The sequence below is a fragment of the Psychrobacillus glaciei genome (assembly GCF_008973485.1).
In the GTDB taxonomy this organism is placed as follows: Bacteria; Bacillota; Bacilli; order Bacillales_A; family Planococcaceae; genus Psychrobacillus; species Psychrobacillus glaciei.
In genome coordinates this window covers 3,297,501-3,313,879 of sequence record NZ_CP031223.1, presented here as the reverse complement: position 1 = coordinate 3,313,879, position 16,379 = coordinate 3,297,501, and the positions used below count along the sequence as shown (strand labels likewise).

Sequence of the window (16,379 nt, the reverse complement as noted above, 5' to 3'; positions counted from 1 at the left end):
CAAGGAAGGATTTTAAATTGAACGATTTATATAAAAAACAAGTAAGTAATGCCTTAGTCTCTTGGTTCGAAGAAGAAAAACGTGACCTGCCATGGCGAAAAACAAAAGACCCATATAAAATTTGGGTTTCGGAAGTGATGCTTCAACAAACAAAGGTAGATACTGTTATTCCTTATTATGAAAGATTTCTCACAAAATATCCTTCGCTTGAATCACTTGCGAATGCAGAGGAAGAGGAACTGCTGAAAGAATGGGAAGGTTTAGGGTATTATTCAAGAGCTCGGAACTTACAAGCCGGAGTAAAAGAAGTGATAGAAGAATATCATGGTGTCGTTCCATCTACTAGAAAAGAAATATCTACTCTAAAAGGCGTTGGTCCATATACTGCTGGAGCAGTTCTTAGTATTGCATACGGTGTGCCAGAACATGCAGTTGACGGAAATGTAATGCGTGTGCTTTCCCGGCTTTTATTAATAAAAGAAGATATTGCAAAACCAAAATCAAAAAAAATATTTGAAGAAGCTGTGATGGAATTAATCGACGAAGAAAATCCCTCTTCACTCAATCAAGGATTGATGGAGCTTGGTGCATTAATATGTACGCCAACAAAACCCAAATGTCTACTTTGCCCAGTAAGGGAATTTTGCACTGCATTTTTTGAAGGGATGCAAGAGGAATTGCCGATTAAAACGAGTAACAAAAAAACGAAATTACATAAAATGAAGGCAGTAGTCATTGAGACAAAAGACGGAAAAATTTTACTCGAAAAACGTCCTTCTAAAGGTTTACTGGCGAGTATGTGGCAATTTCCGATGGTAGAACTCCCGACTACTTCCCATACAATCGAAGAATTAATCGAGCATGATTACCAAATAAGAATTGAAAAAGGTAAAGAGATAATTACCTTTAAACATATTTTTTCCCATCTAACATGGGAAATGGAAAGTTATGAAGCAAGGTTAAAAGATGATATGGAGTTACCGATAAATTGTAAATGGTTTACAAGAGAAGAAATTGTAAATCAACCGATGCCTGTTCCAGTTTTGAAAATTTGGAACGCATGGAAAGAAAGGAATTTGTAAATAATGATGACAAACAAAGTTGCACTAGTAACAGGAAGTAGTAGAGGATTAGGAAAAGCAATCGCTATCGAGCTTGCAAGGAATGGATACGATCTCGTTGTAAACTATGCAAGAAGCAAAACAGCTGCACTTGAAACGGTGCAAGAGATAGAAGCTCTTGGAAGAAAAGCACTCCTTGTTCGTGCGAATGTTGGAGATGTAGAAAAATTACGAGCAATGTTTGAAACAATTAAAGAAGAATTTGGACAATTAGATGTATTTGTAAGTAATGCGGCTTCTGGCGTGTTACGTCCCATTATGGAACTAGAAGAGTCCCATTGGGATTGGACAATGAATATTAACGCAAAAGCAATGCTTTTTGGTGCACAAGAAGCAGCAAAATTAATGAATCATGGTGGGAAAATTCTTGGAATTAGCTCGCTCGGTTCGATTCGCTACTTAGAAAACTATACAACAGTTGGGGTATCAAAAGCAGCTATAGAATCCATTACAAAATATTTAGCAGTAGAATTAGCTCCAAAAGGAATTATCGTTAACACTGTTTCTGGAGGAGCATTAGATACGGAAGCTTTAACACATTTTCCTAATCGTGAAGCGTTATTAGAGGATGCACGTGTAAATACGCCAGCAGGAAGAATGGTGGAAATAGAGGATATGGTGAAAACTGCCATGTTTTTATTATCCGATGACTCATCTATGATTTGTGGACAAACGATTATTGTTGATGGCGGAAGATCATTAAAATTGTAAAAATAGCATGAATATAATCATTAGAAGTGCACATGATATATGTGTACGGAGGTGAAATCCATGAAAAAGAATAACAGTAAACAACCAAATGCAAATCAATACAAAACCCCTGAGTTTGCATCTGAAACTGATGTTCAACAGGTAAAAGAACAAAATCGTCAATCATCTCAAAGCGCTCAATCTCAAAGTCAATCCAAATCAACAGAGTTTGCTTCAGAAACTGATATTCAACAAGTAAAACAACAAAACCAACAAGCTGAGATGAAAAAACAAAAAGCTAGTAGTTCTTTTAACCAAACAAAATAATTGCATGGATTCACCGAAATCAGCGAGGGCTTTTTGCCCTCGCTGATTTTTTTACTACAGTTTTTTGGAATGGATTGCTATAATAAGAAAATAAGTTTAAAATTCAATTTTGCGCTTGATGAAAAGGTGGCTAAATCATGGCGATTCCAACAGAAGGAGAAACTATACAAATCCATAGCTACAAACATAACGGCCGTATCCACCGTGTCTGGCAGGAAACGATGATTTTAAAAGGAACCAAAAATATTGTCATTGGCGCAAATGAACGTACACTTGTAATAGAGGCCGATGGTAGAACCTGGATTACAAGAGAGCCTTCCATTTGTTACTTTCATGCAGAACTTTGGTTCAACATTATTTGTATGCTCCGAGAAGATGGAGTATATTACTACATCAATATGAGTTCACCGTTTGTCTATAATAATCAACGGTTAAAGTATATTGATTATGATTTAGATGTAAAGGTTTTTCCAGACATGACCTATACAATTTTAGATGAAGATGAATACGAACAGCATAAGATGGAAATGAATTATCCTAAAGAGATAGATGGTATTCTGGATCGTAATGTTGAAAAACTTATTTCGTGGATAAAGCAAAAAAGAGGTCCTTTTGCTCCCGATTTTATCGAGGCATGGACAAGTCGTTATCAATTTTATAAACAGCTAAATGAGTAGACGGAAAACCTGTTGAATACATACAACAGGTTTTTCTGATTTGGAAAGGAAGTAATGTTATGGGTTCGATTAAGCGATATATGCAATTTGTAAAACCGTATAATGTACAAATATTTATAACAATCGTCATTGGCATTATAAAATTTGCCATTCCTTTATTTATACCACTCCTTATAAAAATCGTTATTGACGATATTATTGGAGGAAAGGGCTTAACATCAGAAGAAAAAATGCATCAACTAGTTTATTGGCTAGGAGGAACTTCCTTAATCTTTTTAATCGTTCGTCCACCAATCGAGTATTATCGACAATATTTGGCACAATTAGTGAGTAACAAAATACTATATGATATTCGTCAAAAGTTATATATTCATCTCCAAAAACTAAGCTTAAAATATTACTCAAATACACGTGCAGGTGAAGTTATTTCAAGGGTTATTAATGACGTAGAACAAACGAAAAACTTTGTTATGATCGGTTTAATGAACGTTTGGTTAGATTTAGCAACCATTTTAATTGCCATTGGAATTATGTTAACTATGAATGTGAAGTTAACGCTTGTTACATTGCTAGCATTTCCATTTTACGCATTTAGTGTGAAGTACTTTTTTGGTAAATTACGTGATCTTACAAGAAAACGTTCGCAAGCACTTGCAGGAGTACAAAGTTATTTACATGAACGTGTTCAAGGTATGAGCATTATCAAAACATTTACACTAGAGAAACATGAACAAAAACTATTTGATAAAGCAAATGGAGAATTTTTAGACAAAGCGGTGGATCAAACGATTTGGAATGCAAAGGCATTTGCTGTTGTAAATACAATAACAGATATAGCACCGCTACTTGTGATAGCATTTGCTGGGTATGAAGCAATCTATAATGGACTATCGGTCGGGACGATGGCCGCTTTTGTAGCATATATTGAACGTTTATATAGTCCACTGCGACGTTTAGTTAATTCATCTACGACATTAACACAAGCTTTTGCATCGATGGATCGAGTATTTGAGTTAATGGATGAAGAATACGATATAGTCGATAAAAAAGGCGCTTCTATTTTAGAGGACTCTACAGGAGATGTCACTTTCTCGAATGTGTCTTTCCAATACGAGAAAGATGGAAATACGATATTAAATAATGTGGATTTCCATGTAAATGCCGGACAAACAGTAGCATTTGTTGGGATGAGTGGTGGAGGGAAATCGACGATAATTAGTCTAATTCCTAGATTTTTCGACGTAACAAGTGGCAGTGTACAAATTGATGGAAAAGATATACGTGACGTAACGATTGAATCACTACGAAAACATATTGGAATCGTATTACAAGACAATATTTTATTTAGCGATTCAGTTAAAACGAATATATTAATGGGAAATCCAAATGCTTCCGATGAAGAAGTAATTGAAGCCGCAAAAGCGGCTAATGCACATGATTTTATCATGGAGTTACCAGAAGGCTATGAGACGAAAGTGGGAGAACGTGGAGTAAAACTTTCTGGTGGACAAAAGCAACGTGTAGCAATTGCACGAGTGTTTTTAAAGAACCCTACGATTTTGGTTCTAGATGAGGCAACATCCGCATTAGATTTAGAGAGCGAATCATTAATTCAAGATTCGTTAGAACGATTGGCGAAGAATCGAACAACAATAATAGTAGCTCACAGACTTTCGACTATAACGCATGCAGATAATATATTTGTTATCGAAAATGGAGAAGTTGTTGAAAATGGGAATCATACTATTTTAATGAGCCAAAAAAGTGTATATTATAACCTCTTTCAAATACAACAATTAGATAAGTAAAACAAATAAAAAGCACTCGATAAGTAAACTCATACTTATTGGGTGTTTTTTGGTATAACTAAGTATTGGATGGATAACTAATAAAATGTATGAAAATACAGGTATATTTGGATGATGTCTAAGTAAAAAGGCATATGACTTTTTAAAAAGGTATTGCATAAGTCAATAAAGTGTGTAAAATGTCTAGTATAGCACTTTAAAAATTAGAAAATTCGGATTGTTACGAAAAGAGGGGTCATCATGCAGGAACGTGAAATTATCTTAGAAGTGAAAGATCTTCAAACTTCCTTTTTCACAGATGATGGTGTTATTCCATCCGTAGATTATATCGACTTTCATGTAAGAGAAGGAGAAGTCCTTGGAATTGTAGGAGAGTCAGGTTGTGGGAAAAGTGTTACATCGCTTTCGATAATGGGGCTAGTTCCTAGTCCACCAGGAAAAATTACGAATGGTCAAATTTTATTTAAAGGGAAGGATTTAACGAAATTTACTGAAAAAGAAATGCGAACTATTCGTGGGAATGAAGTAGCAATGATATTTCAAGAACCTATGACATCATTAAATCCTTTATTTACAATTGGAAACCAATTAATGGAAGCGATTACTTTACATAAAAAGGAATGGAGTAAAAAACAAGCCAAAGCAAGAGCAGTAGAAATGTTAAAACTAGTAGGATTACCGAGAGCAGAAGAGCTAATGAGAGACTATCCACATCAACTTTCTGGTGGTATGAGACAACGTGTAATGATTGCTATGGCATTAGTATGCGATCCAAAAGTGCTTATTGCGGATGAGCCAACGACTGCTCTTGATGTAACGATTCAAGCTCAGATATTAAAGCTAATGAGAGAATTGAATGAACGCTTAAATACAGCGATTATATTAATAACACATGACTTAGGAGTTGTCGCAGAAACGTGTCAACGGGTTGTTGTGATGTATGCAGGGAAAGTTGTAGAAGAAGGATTAGTTGAAACAATATTTAATAATCCTCAACATCCATATACAAAGGGGTTACTCGCTTCTGTTCCTGATATGCGGTATAAAAAGCAGCGACTGTATTCGATTCCAGGAAATGTTCCAAAGCCAGGTACGATAAAGAATGGCTGTCGATTTGCAGCACGTTGTGATTCTGTGTTTGGGCGTTGTACGGAAGAAAGTCCTTCTTTATACGAAACATCTACCGGACATAAAACGAGATGCTTCTTATTCGATGAGAAGGAGGTAGGAGTAAATGACAAAACCGCTGCTACAAGTTGAAGGGTTAAAAAAGTACTTTCCTACTAATTCGGGATTGTTAGGAAAACAAACTGGTTTTGTAAAAGCTGTGGACGATGTGTCTTTTTATGTAAACGAGGGTGAAACATTAGGAATTGTAGGAGAGTCCGGTTGCGGTAAATCTACTACCGGGCGCATGCTTATGAGATTACTAGAGCCGACAGAAGGTAAAGTAACCTTTGATGGAAAAGATCTAACGAGTATTTCTAGTTCTGAGATGAGAAAAGCACGAAGAGAAATCCAAATGGTTTTTCAAGATCCATATGCTTCTTTAAATCCGAGACATACGGTTGAGAAAATTTTAATGGAACCTCTCATTGTTCATAACATTGGAAACGCTAAAAGTCGTAAAAAGAAAGTATATGACTTTTTAGAAATTGTAGGGCTTAGCAGTTATCATGCGAAACGATATCCACACCAATTTAGTGGAGGGCAACGCCAACGTATAGGTATTGCAAGAGCATTGATGACAAATCCAAAGCTCATCATTGCGGATGAGCCAGTTTCAGCACTTGATGTGTCTATTCAAGCGCAAGTACTCAATCTAATGCAAGACTTACAGAAAGAACTAAAGTTAACGTATATCTTTATCGCGCATGACCTAGGGGTTGTGCGTCATATAAGTGATCGTGTAGGCGTCATGTATTTAGGTAAAATGGCAGAGCTAGCTACTAGTGAATCATTGTATGCAGAGCCTCTACATCCATATACAAAAGCATTACTTTCAGCGGTTCCTGTTCCCGACCCAAAGTTTAAAAGGGAGCAAATTATATTAGAAGGAGATATTCCAAGCCCTTCTAACCCACCAACAGGTTGTACTTTTCATACACGATGTCCTTTTAAAATGGATGTTTGTACAAACGTTGTACCGAAACTTGAAGAAGTGAAGCCAGGTCATTTTGTTGCCTGCCATTTATACAAATAGGCAGAGCAACATTGATAATATAATTTACGGAGGGGTAAATTTGAGAAAAAAGAAAATATGGCCATTTTTGCTATTAATGATGTTGGCGGTTACTGTAGTGCTTGCCGCATGTTCTTCTGATGATTCTTCAGATAGCAAAGAGAACACGAGTAAAGATAATAAAGAAACTTCTAAGGGTGAGTCTGTATCTACAGGCAACAAAGTACTTATCTTTGGTCGTGGTGGGGATTCTGTTTCATTAGATCCTATTGCTGTAACAGATGGGGAATCTTTCAAAGTTACTCAAAACATTTTTGAAACACTGTTAAACTTTGGGGAACAAGATACAACGATTCATGAAGGATTAGCAACAAAATGGGAACCATCAGATGATGGACTAACTTATACATTTACTTTGCGTGAAGGGGTAAAATTCCATGATGGAACAGACTTTAACGCAGATGCTGTAGTGAAAAACTTTGAACGCTGGGCAAACGGTTCAGATGACAAATTTCCGTATTATGGATCTATGTTTGGTGGCTTTAAAGGGGATGAAGGTCACGTAATCGCTTCCGTTACTGCTGATGGCGACAATAAGGTTGTTTTTAAACTTACACGTGCACAAGCTCCATTCTTAAAAAATATTGCAATGAGTCCATTTGGTATTGCAAGTCCAACTGCATTTGAAAAAGATGGAGATAAATTTGGTGACAATCCAGTAGGAACTGGTCCATTCAAATTTGTTGAATGGAAACGTAATGATTCGGTTACAATTGAAAAATTTGATGGTTATTGGGAAAAGGGTTATCCAAAGCTAGACAAAATTGTGTTCCGTGCAATTCCAGATAACTCAGCTCGTTTAAATGATCTACTTTCTGGGGCTATTGACTTAGCTGATGGAGTAAACCCAGCAGATGGAAAAACGGTAGAGGGAGATCCTAATTTACAATTATTCGAACGACCATCTATGAATATTGGATACCTTGGATTAACAAATACTCGTCCACCATTTGACAATGTTAAAGTACGACAAGCAATGAACTATGCAATTGACAAACAATCGATCATTGATGCATTTTTCGAAGGGCGTGCAGAAATTGCCAAAAACCCAATGCCATCATCTATTAGTGGATACAATGATGATATCCCTGGATATGAATACAATCCAGAAAAAGCAAAACAACTTTTAGCAGAAGCAGGACTTGCTGATGGATTTGAAATGGAACTATGGGCAATGCCTGTTCCAAGACCATATATGCCAGATGGAGCAAAAGTTGCAGAAGTTATTCAGAAGAACTTAGCCGATATTGGCATTAAAGCAAAAATCGTTTCGTACGAATGGGCAACCTATTTAGAAAAAGCTCGTAACGGAGAAGCAGATGCATTCATGCTTGGTTGGACTGGTGATAACGGAGATGCAGATAACTTCATCTACGTACTACTTGACGGTGACAATATTGGAAGCAATAACTACGCTTATTATGACAACAAAGACTTACACAAGCTCCTAATAGAAGCTCAAACAGAAGTAGACGAGAATAAACGTATTGATTTGTATAAGCAAGCTCAAGAAATTATTTTTGAAGATGCTCCTTGGGTACCACTTGCTCATTCAACTCCATTACTTGCTGGGAAAGCGGATTTGATAAACTTCAAACCACATCCTACTGGTTCTGATAAGTTAACTTACGTCGACTTTAAGTAATAAGCTTGAAGGGGAGAGGTCTTCGTGATTTCTCCCTTTTCTTATTTATATGAGAGAGGTGAAGACAATGCTTCACTATATCGGAAAAAGACTATTACAATTAATTCCCGTTTTGCTCGGTATGACCTTTCTAGTCTTTATGATTATTCGAGCTATACCCGGAAACCCAGCTCAAGTTATATTAGGGCAGCTAGCATCGAAAGAAGCGATAGAAGCTTTAGAAATAAAGCTTGGTTTGAACAATCCTTGGTATACGCAATATTTCAATTATTTAGTTGGTCTTTTTAAAGGAGATTTAGGGGAATCGATGCGAACGGTTCAACCTGTTACGAAGGAAGTATGGCCTTATTTAGCAGCTACTTTTGAATTAGCATTCTTCGCTATACTTATTGCAGTAGTTATTGGCGTTAATGCAGGGATTATTTCAGCTTGGTTCCAAAATTCTTGGTTTGATTATTTGGCGATGGTAATAGCATTAATTGGCGTATCTATGCCTATCTTTTGGCTAGGTTTAATGGAGCAATGGCTTTTTGGAATTGAACTTCATTGGCTTCCTACATCTGGAAGAGAGGAAGCAAGGAATCCTGTCTCCGCTATGACAAACTTGTATGTACTTGATACTATTCTAAATGGCCGATTCGATCAGTTAGGACAGGTATTGAAGCATTTAGTTTTGCCAGGCATTGCACTTGCCACTATCCCAATGGCTATTATTGCTCGTATGACAAGATCTAGTATGCTTGAGGTAATGCGAACGGATTACGTTCGAACTGCACGAGCAAAAGGACAAAAGATGTTTTGGGTTGTTTATAAACATGCGTTAAAAAATGCGATTATTCCAGTATTAACCGTCATAGGTCTTCAAATGGGGCTGTTACTTGGAGGAGCGATATTAACAGAAACCATATTTAGTTGGCCGGGAATAGGTAGATACATTTATGAAGCTATACAGTTCAGAGATTATCCAGTCATTCAATCAGGAATATTAATTGTAGCGTTTATTTTTGTCATGATTAATCTTTTCGTGGATATTTTATATGGCCTTATCGATCCGAGGATTAAATACGACTAAAAAGGAGGAAGAGATATGTCTGAAATGGTTCCGAATCCGCCTATTAATGCCGTCACGCTTCCAGAGAAAACGACCGGTCCCTGGTTAGATGCTTGGCGGAGCTTTAGTAAAAACAAAGTTGCACTTGTTGGAGCAGTGATTGTTCTTTTTTTCATATTCTTGGCAATTTGTGCACCCTTATTAGCACCACAAGGCATAAATGATCAGCTTTTAAAGGATCGTCTGTTACCCCCTTCTAGTAAGTATTGGTTTGGTACGGATGACTTTGGCCGTGATATTTTTTCACGTGTTATTCACGGAGCAAGAATTTCACTTGGAGTTGGTTTCTTCTCTGTAGTTGGATCAGTTGTCGTTGGTAGTATTTTAGGTATAATTGCAGGTTACTATGGGAAATGGGTAGATATGATTATATCTCGAACTTTTGATATACTGCTAGCATTTCCGAGTATATTATTGGCTATTGCGGTTGTTTCTGTGTTAGGTCCATCTTTACGAAATGCATTAATCGCAATTGCTATCATTAATATTCCTAACTTTGGTCGACTCATTCGTTCAAAAGTATTGAGTATTAAAGAAGAGGAATACATAACATCGGCGAAAGCAATTGGAATGAAAGATATACGTATTTTGTTTTCTCATATTTTGCCTAATTCCATGGCTCCTGTAATTGTGGCAGGTACGCTAGCTATTGCGTCGGCTATAATTGAAGCAGCTGCTTTAGGGTTTCTTGGATTAGGGGCACAAGCACCAGCACCAGAATGGGGAAAAATGTTAGCGGATGCCCGAGTCGTTTTACGTACTGCACCATGGACAATGTTTTTTCCGGGAATTTCAATCATGTTAACTGTTTTAGGGTTTAACTTAATGGGTGATGGCCTACGTGATGCACTTGATCCTCGCATGAAAAATTAAAAAATGTGTCGGCTAGATATCTAAGTGACACATTTCAGACTGTAGACAAACTAGATGAAAATCGAGTTTATCTACAGTCTTTTCTTTTAAATCTAACAACTCTTGTTTTTGAACCGGAGAAACTATACGTAATATTTAAAATAAGAGGTCCTATCGTATCTGCAAAAATAAGTGAAACGGAACTTGAAAAATTAGAAGATTTATTTTTTAATGTAAGTTAATTTCATAAATAGCATTTAGTTATTAAAACAAGAACAATACTTAATTCTTTATTGATTGAAGCGTCCGCCGATAGTGGAAATCATGCTGATTTGTGAACTTATTAAACTAACGGGTTGCAGGTTTACAACGAATGGATTATGAAAAACGATGACTAGCTGAAACTGGGAGCGTGTATATGAAATATTTATATGTGATTATCATACTTTCTATATTGAATATGAGTGGATGTTCTAATGATGGGTCTGAGAATGATTTAAAACAAGAAAACGAGCAATTAAAGAAAGAAAATGCAAAATTATTAGTAGCTAAAGAGGAATTAGAAATAGATTTAAAAATAGCTAACTTGGAAGCATCTAGGGAAAATGATCAATTTACTAATAAAGTAACTTCATTACAATTCGAAAATGAGAGTCATAAAGAAATAATTAATCGTTATCAGAAGGTATTTGAATTTCCTATTTCGAATAATCGTACCATTGCCAGTACTTTAAGTATTTTTTCTCCCGATCAAGTAAAAATGAATAACCAAATCGCTGATCTAATTGTTTCAGATGTAAAAACGGAAGCAATTAATGACGCAACAGCTTATTTTATAAAATTCGCTGGTGAATTCGAAGTCAAAGGCTCCATTATTCGTAGAGGAATTGAATATTCCTTAATAGTGAGTGAGAATTTAGAGACCATGCCACACACGTTATGGCAATTTGAAAAAGGAAGTATCTTCTTTGATATTAAAAATGATGAAGAATTAAGAAAATCATTGGGCGACAAATTAGATACATTACCTGAAGATGGTCAACTAGATATAGTAGGAGTTTTTAAAAATTATTCATATAATGAAATTCCTGAATCGGACTCTTTTCCGAGTTATGCTGAATTTGTAAGATTAGTATCAGAGAACTAATCTTTGAATTGGATTAGTCTCGGTTCCAGTGCAATTGGTCTCCAAGTGCCATAAAGTGTTAAACAATGGACCTGGTTATGCAATTCTTGAATTCTAAAAAGCTTTTTCTCATTAGACTTGACACTAAAAAGAAATAGATAGCCATCTATTAATAAAGAAGCGTTGAGCGGACGAAATTGAATCTTCGTCCGCTTTTAAAAGAATTGAAAAGTTTCTAATCTATCATTAACCAAACCTAATACATCATGTCTTTAGATACACCAAGAGGGCAACGGACAAACACCCGCAATAAGATTAATGTAAAAAATGGATCGTGAAGTGACGTAGTCACTTCACGATCCATAGCCCTAAAGGTAATAGTGTAGCCAATGTTTAGTCCAAAGCACTCAGGAAATAGTAAAGACAAGATGCACTTAAAGGACACTAGCATTTTTCTTAGTAAGGAGTTTCTTCTATTTGAACAGTTAACTCCGAGTGATGAAAGTTTTGATAGGAAGTAATTAGTGTGTCGATATGTTCTAATTGCTCTTCGTATTTTAAAATAGATGATAATAAATGAAGTAAATGGTAAGTTGAAAATTCTTCTTCAATACGAGTCAATGCAATTTGTTGTACAAAGATATCCATCACTTCTTGCCTCTGCATAAATGCTTCAGACCCATTCCAATCCATATGTTCTGGTTTTAACTTCCCGATGAATTTCAAATGTAATTGTTCATGGTAGGTCAAAAGAGCATCTAACCGTTCTTTTATCATCATTCGAAAATGCTCTGGAAGTCTTAAAAGTTCATTTTCATGGAGATGCAACCTTTTTAAGACATCCAAACTTTTGTAGGACGTAGTGATTAGTTCGCGGTAAACAACTAACTTTCGACCTTTTGTATGAATGGCATTTTTTGTATAACCGCGTTCTTCCTTAAAAAATAAATAAATTTGATCGATTCTACTAAGACGACCTTTTAGGTGGTTGATTGACTGTTTAGTAGAACTGTGATCGGAAGCCTGTCTAACAGCAATTCGAATCCAACGAATAATTTCATCTTGCGTATAGTGAATCGCATTGAATAGTTTCGTTTCAAACTTGGGAGGTAAGAATATTAAATTAACAATAAATGCGGATATAACACCTACAAGAATGGTAGAGAATCTTATTAATGCGAATGTAATAAAGGCATCGCTTTGCACTTCCATTATTGCAATTACAGTTACAAGTGCTAAAGAAATTGTTTTTTCAAGTTTGAATTTTAGCATAATCATAATTGCAATAATTGCAGCGAATCCTACCGCTATAAAATGATTCCCAAAAACTAGAGCGAAAATAACGGCTATTGCTGCTCCAATTAGATTAGATTGTACTTGCTCAATGACAGTCAAATAGGATCTATAAATAGAAGGCTGAATTGCAAAAATCGCAGCTATTCCTGCAAAGACAGGACTAGGTAGCTGGAGTAAGTCCGCAATGAATAACGAGAAAACGATCGCTACTCCAGTTTTAAATACGCGAGCTCCTAATTTCATTTAATCCTACCTTTCATTTCATTCATAATTGTTGCAACTGACCGAATGCATGATCCACGGCAATAATCGTTTCTCTTATATCATCTTCTGTATGAGCAGTTGTTATAAACCATGCTTCGTATTTGGAAGGTGCAAGGTTGATTCCTTGTTCAAGCATTAGCTTAAAGAACTTACCGAACATCTCTCCGTCTGTAGCTTCTGCTTGTTCATAATTTACTACTTTTACGTCCGTAAAATAAACAGAAAGAGCACCTTTTATACGATTAATCGTAATTGTTATATTATTTTTTTTAGCAGCATCTAAAATACCAACTTCTAAAACGGCGCCAAGTCTATCAAGTTCCTCATAAACTCCAGGAGTTTGTAAAACTTCTAGACAAGCTATGCCCGCTTGCATAGAAGCTGGATTTCCGGCCATAGTTCCCGCTTGGTAAGCAGGTCCAAGTGGTGCAACTTGTTCCATTATTTCTTTTTTACCACCGTAAGCTCCAATTGGAAGACCTCCACCAATAATTTTCCCAAGAGCAGTTAAATCAGGTTTTTGGTCGAGCATGGTTGACGCAGCTCCATAATGAAAACGGAAGGCTGTAATTACTTCATCATATACAACTAAAGTGCCTTTTTCTTTTGCCATCTTGTGAACTAACGGTAGGAATCCTTCATTAGGCTCTACCATTCCGAAATTCCCTACTATTGGTTCAACCAGAATACAAGCTAATTCTTCTCCCCATTTTTCCATTGCTGCTTCATATGCCTTTGGATCATTAAATGGAATTGTAATAACTTCTTCGGCAATCGCTTTAGGAACACCTGCAGAATCAGGAGTACCAAGTGTAGCGGGGCCTGATCCAGCTGCAACTAACACTAAGTCCGAATGTCCGTGGTAACATCCCGCGAACTTCATTACTTTCGTTCTTCCTGTATAAGCTCTGGCTACGCGAATAGTTGTCATAACAGCTTCCGTACCCGAGTTTACAAAACGTACTTTATCCATGGAAGGGATAGCTTCTTTTAACATTTTAGCAAATGATACTTCATGTTTTGTTGGTGTTCCATAAAGTAATCCTGTTTGTGCTGCTCTTGTGATTGCTTCTGTAATATGTGGATGTGCGTGACCTGTTATGATAGGGCCGTATGCAGCTAAATAATCGATATATTTATTGCCATCGACGTCATAAAAATAAGCACCTTCCGCTCTATCCATAACGGTTGGAGCTCCTCCGCCCACAGCTTTATAGGATCTAGAGGGGCTGTTCACGCCACCTACGATATGTTTGAGTGCTTCTGCATGTATTTGTTCAGATAAAATCCGTTCCACTTGTAAAACCTCCGCTTAATTTGTCTTTATCTATTGTAGTCAATTTTAATGAAAAATGCGAAAGAAAAATTGAACAAACTGGTAAACTTCGATACGATAGAGTCAGTAATAGAGGGAGGAATATTTATATGCAAATACTTGAAGGAATGATTGCACCTAAATTTTCATTGAAAAATGAGCGTGGGGAAATAATCTCGTTAAATGATTTTGCAGGAAAGAAATATGTCTTACTTTATTTCTACCCTAAAGATTCGACTCCAGGTTGTACGACGGAAGCATGTGATTTTAGAGATACACATGATGCTTTTAGTGAATTGAATGCTGTCATTTTAGGTGTAAGTGCCGATGATGAAAAAGCACATACAAAGTTTATCCAAAAGCATGGTTTACCCTTCTCATTATTAATCGACGATACACATGAAGTATCGGAAGCTTACGGTGTCTGGGGTTTGAAAAAGATGTTCGGTAAAGAATATATGGGAATCCAACGATCTACCTTTTTAATTGATCCAACAGGAACAATTGTAAAGGAATGGCGCAAAGTCAAAGTAAATGGCCATGTAGAAGAAGCACTTAAAACATTAAAAGATATTTTAAACAATGGAGAATGAAAAATGAAGATATTATTTTCTTTTTTACCTAACCCTGATCAACAAGTAAATTTAATAGAAGAATTTCCGAATGCAGAATTTATCTTTCAAAAACCATTTGATGAAGAAACATTAAAAACTGCAGATATATTCGTTACTTATGGCGAGGATTTGCAAGCATGTCATATTGCATCAGCGCACCACTTAAAATGGATTATGGTCGCTTCAGCTGGATTAGAAAAAATGCCACTGAAGGAAATAGCTGATCGGAATATACTTGTGACGAATGTAAGAGGAATTCATAAAACACCTATGGCAGAATCGATTCTTGCTCATATTTTATCGATAAAAAAATCTCTTCCTACAATTGCTGAAAATCAAAGAAACGCTGAATGGTCTAAAAAAGTGAATTCATCTGAGCTCTTTGGTGCAACTGCATTAATAGTAGGTCCTGGAGCAATTGGTGGTGAAGTAGCGAGAATTCTGCAAGCTTTTGGTGTTCATACAATAGGGTGTAATAGAAGTGGAGAATCAGCAAATTATATGAATGAAATGATTTCTTTTTCTCAATTGGATGAGTTGCTTCCAACTGCAGATATTGTCCTTTCTATTTTGCCTAGCACAACAGAAACTCGTCATTTATTTACTTACGAGCATTTTCATTGTATGAAGCGAACAGCTATCTTTATGAATTTTGGAAGAGGCGACGTGGTGAAAGAGGAAGAACTGCTTCGGGCACTAAAGGATGAGTGTATGGCGTATGCAGTGCTAGATGTCTTTGAAAACGAACCACTTCCAGAAGGACATCCTTTCTGGAAGATGGACAATGTGATTGTCTCTCCTCATGTTTCTAGCCATTCCTCACAATATGTCGTAAGGGCTTTAGATATATTTACAAAAAACTTGTCGAAGTGGATAGAGGGGAACAATCGAATGGAGAATATGATTGATCTGGAAAAGGGATACTAAGGACGGTTCTTATTTCCTTATACTTTAAAAGTTTGACAGCTCATGCCTTCATTCTTTATACTTATTATAACGATTATAAACTAATAGTAAATATGAAGAGAGGTGCATTGCGATGACGGAAGTACATTTAAGAGATGCTTTAGATACATTAAAATCAACTGGTGTACGAATTACACCTCAGCGCCATGCGATATTGGAATTTATCATCCAATCCATGTCACATCCAACCGCGGACGATATATATAAAGCGCTTGAAAGTAAATTTCCAAGTATGAGTGTTGCAACTGTCTATAATAACTTGCGTGTTTTTAGAGAAGCAGGACTTGTAAAAGAGCTAACATACGGAGATTCTTCTAGTAGATTT

General features: G+C 36.3%; 16 protein-coding genes (1 of these 16 only partly in view). 14 read left to right on the top strand and 2 right to left on the bottom strand.

The genetic code is table 11. The features are described 5' to 3' along the window. Positions 1-17 precede the first annotated feature (17 nt). From mutY to PB01_RS15715, 11 genes are all read left to right on the top strand, one after another. A complete protein-coding gene (gene mutY / locus PB01_RS15770; RefSeq protein WP_151701067.1) occupies positions 18-1,082 on the top strand; it encodes an A/G-specific adenine glycosylase in 1,065 nt (354 codons plus the stop codon). Between the two features lie 3 nt (positions 1,083-1,085). Beyond that, positions 1,086-1,832, top strand: coding sequence for an enoyl-[acyl-carrier-protein] reductase FabL (fabL, locus tag PB01_RS15765; protein ID WP_151701066.1), 747 nt, complete (start codon positions 1,086-1,088; stop codon positions 1,830-1,832). 39 nt (positions 1,833-1,871) lie between these two features. Beyond that, positions 1,872-2,138 carry a gamma-type small acid-soluble spore protein gene (locus tag PB01_RS15760; RefSeq protein ID WP_151701065.1) on the top strand — a complete coding sequence of 89 codons (267 nt, stop codon included), beginning with the start codon at positions 1,872-1,874 and terminating at the stop codon, positions 2,136-2,138. A 137-nt stretch (positions 2,139-2,275) separates the two neighbouring features. After that, the gene (ntdP, locus tag PB01_RS15755; RefSeq protein ID WP_151701064.1) at positions 2,276-2,815 is read left to right on the top strand and encodes a nucleoside tri-diphosphate phosphatase; all 540 of its coding nucleotides are present in this window, start codon (positions 2,276-2,278) and stop codon (positions 2,813-2,815) included. A gap of 59 nt (positions 2,816-2,874) precedes the next feature. After that, entirely contained in the window at positions 2,875-4,623 is a 1,749-nt protein-coding gene (locus PB01_RS15750; protein WP_151701063.1) for an ABC transporter ATP-binding protein, read from the top strand. A 240-nt stretch (positions 4,624-4,863) separates the two neighbouring features. Continuing rightward, the gene (locus tag PB01_RS15745) at positions 4,864-5,883 is read left to right on the top strand and encodes an ABC transporter ATP-binding protein (RefSeq protein WP_151701062.1); all 1,020 of its coding nucleotides are present in this window, start codon (positions 4,864-4,866) and stop codon (positions 5,881-5,883) included. Next, positions 5,858-6,826 carry an ABC transporter ATP-binding protein gene (locus PB01_RS15740; protein ID WP_151701061.1) on the top strand — a complete coding sequence of 323 codons (969 nt, stop codon included), beginning with the start codon at positions 5,858-5,860 and terminating at the stop codon, positions 6,824-6,826. The genes PB01_RS15745 and PB01_RS15740 overlap by 26 nt, the downstream gene beginning before the upstream one ends. A 40-nt stretch (positions 6,827-6,866) precedes the next feature. Next, positions 6,867-8,510, top strand: coding sequence for an ABC transporter substrate-binding protein (locus PB01_RS15735; protein WP_151701060.1), 1,644 nt, complete (start codon positions 6,867-6,869; stop codon positions 8,508-8,510). A 67-nt stretch (positions 8,511-8,577) separates the two neighbouring features. Continuing rightward, on the top strand, positions 8,578-9,582 hold the full coding sequence (locus tag PB01_RS15730) for an ABC transporter permease (RefSeq protein WP_151702078.1): 1,005 nt from the start codon (positions 8,578-8,580) through the stop codon (positions 9,580-9,582). A gap of 24 nt (positions 9,583-9,606) precedes the next feature. Then, on the top strand, positions 9,607-10,494 hold the full coding sequence (locus tag PB01_RS15725) for an ABC transporter permease (RefSeq protein ID WP_225986279.1): 888 nt from the start codon (positions 9,607-9,609) through the stop codon (positions 10,492-10,494). 397 nt (positions 10,495-10,891) lie between these two features. Then, positions 10,892-11,620: a hypothetical protein gene (locus PB01_RS15715; RefSeq protein WP_151701057.1), complete on the top strand. Its 729-nt coding sequence runs from the start codon at positions 10,892-10,894 to the stop codon at positions 11,618-11,620. Positions 11,621-12,055: 435 nt separating this feature from the next. Here PB01_RS15715 and PB01_RS15710 read toward each other — a convergent pair whose 3' ends face one another. Together PB01_RS15710 and PB01_RS15705 are read right to left on the bottom strand one after the other, a co-directional pair. After that, positions 12,056-13,138: an FUSC family protein gene (locus PB01_RS15710; protein WP_151701056.1), complete on the bottom strand. Its 1,083-nt coding sequence runs from the start codon at positions 13,136-13,138 to the stop codon at positions 12,056-12,058. 22 nt (positions 13,139-13,160) lie between these two features. Then, positions 13,161-14,456, bottom strand: a complete 1,296-nt coding sequence (locus PB01_RS15705; protein WP_151701055.1) for a glutamate-1-semialdehyde 2,1-aminomutase — start codon at positions 14,454-14,456, stop codon at positions 13,161-13,163. Between the two features lie 128 nt (positions 14,457-14,584). Here PB01_RS15705 and bcp point away from each other — a divergent pair, with 128 nt between their 5' ends. The 3 genes from bcp to perR form a co-directional block, all read left to right on the top strand. Continuing rightward, positions 14,585-15,067 (top strand): thioredoxin-dependent thiol peroxidase, encoded by a 483-nt coding sequence (gene bcp, locus PB01_RS15700; protein ID WP_151701054.1) that lies wholly within the window; start codon positions 14,585-14,587, stop codon positions 15,065-15,067. A gap of 3 nt (positions 15,068-15,070) precedes the next feature. Next, the gene (locus PB01_RS15695; protein WP_151701053.1) at positions 15,071-16,015 is read left to right on the top strand and encodes a D-2-hydroxyacid dehydrogenase; all 945 of its coding nucleotides are present in this window, start codon (positions 15,071-15,073) and stop codon (positions 16,013-16,015) included. 112 nt (positions 16,016-16,127) lie between these two features. Then, positions 16,128-16,379, top strand: the 5' portion of a protein-coding gene (gene perR, locus PB01_RS15690) for a peroxide-responsive transcriptional repressor PerR (protein ID WP_151701052.1). It continues 192 nt past the right edge of the window; 252 of the gene's 444 nt are visible here — the first part of the coding sequence; it begins with the start codon at positions 16,128-16,130; its stop codon lies beyond the right edge, outside the window.

Excerpts from the sequence above, each read along its gene's own strand:
- PB01_RS15715 (WP_151701057.1), top strand. The coding sequence starts at position 10,892 with ATGAAATATTTATATGTGATTATCATACTTTCTATATTGAATATGAGT.
- PB01_RS15695 (WP_151701053.1), top strand. The coding sequence starts at position 15,071 with ATGAAGATATTATTTTCTTTTTTACCTAACCCTGATCAACAAGTAAAT.
- fabL (WP_151701066.1), top strand. The coding sequence starts at position 1,086 with ATGATGACAAACAAAGTTGCACTAGTAACAGGAAGTAGTAGAGGATTA.
- PB01_RS15740 (WP_151701061.1), top strand. The coding sequence starts at position 5,858 with ATGACAAAACCGCTGCTACAAGTTGAAGGGTTAAAAAAGTACTTTCCT.
- PB01_RS15750 (WP_151701063.1), top strand. The coding sequence starts at position 2,875 with ATGGGTTCGATTAAGCGATATATGCAATTTGTAAAACCGTATAATGTA.
- PB01_RS15710 (WP_151701056.1), bottom strand. The coding sequence starts at position 13,138 with ATGAAATTAGGAGCTCGCGTATTTAAAACTGGAGTAGCGATCGTTTTC.
- ntdP (WP_151701064.1), top strand. The coding sequence starts at position 2,276 with ATGGCGATTCCAACAGAAGGAGAAACTATACAAATCCATAGCTACAAA.
- PB01_RS15730 (WP_151702078.1), top strand. The coding sequence starts at position 8,578 with ATGCTTCACTATATCGGAAAAAGACTATTACAATTAATTCCCGTTTTG.
- PB01_RS15760 (WP_151701065.1), top strand. The coding sequence starts at position 1,872 with ATGTGTACGGAGGTGAAATCCATGAAAAAGAATAACAGTAAACAACCA.
- bcp (WP_151701054.1), top strand. The coding sequence starts at position 14,585 with ATGCAAATACTTGAAGGAATGATTGCACCTAAATTTTCATTGAAAAAT.
- PB01_RS15725 (WP_225986279.1), top strand. The coding sequence starts at position 9,607 with ATGGTTCCGAATCCGCCTATTAATGCCGTCACGCTTCCAGAGAAAACG.
- PB01_RS15745 (WP_151701062.1), top strand. The coding sequence starts at position 4,864 with ATGCAGGAACGTGAAATTATCTTAGAAGTGAAAGATCTTCAAACTTCC.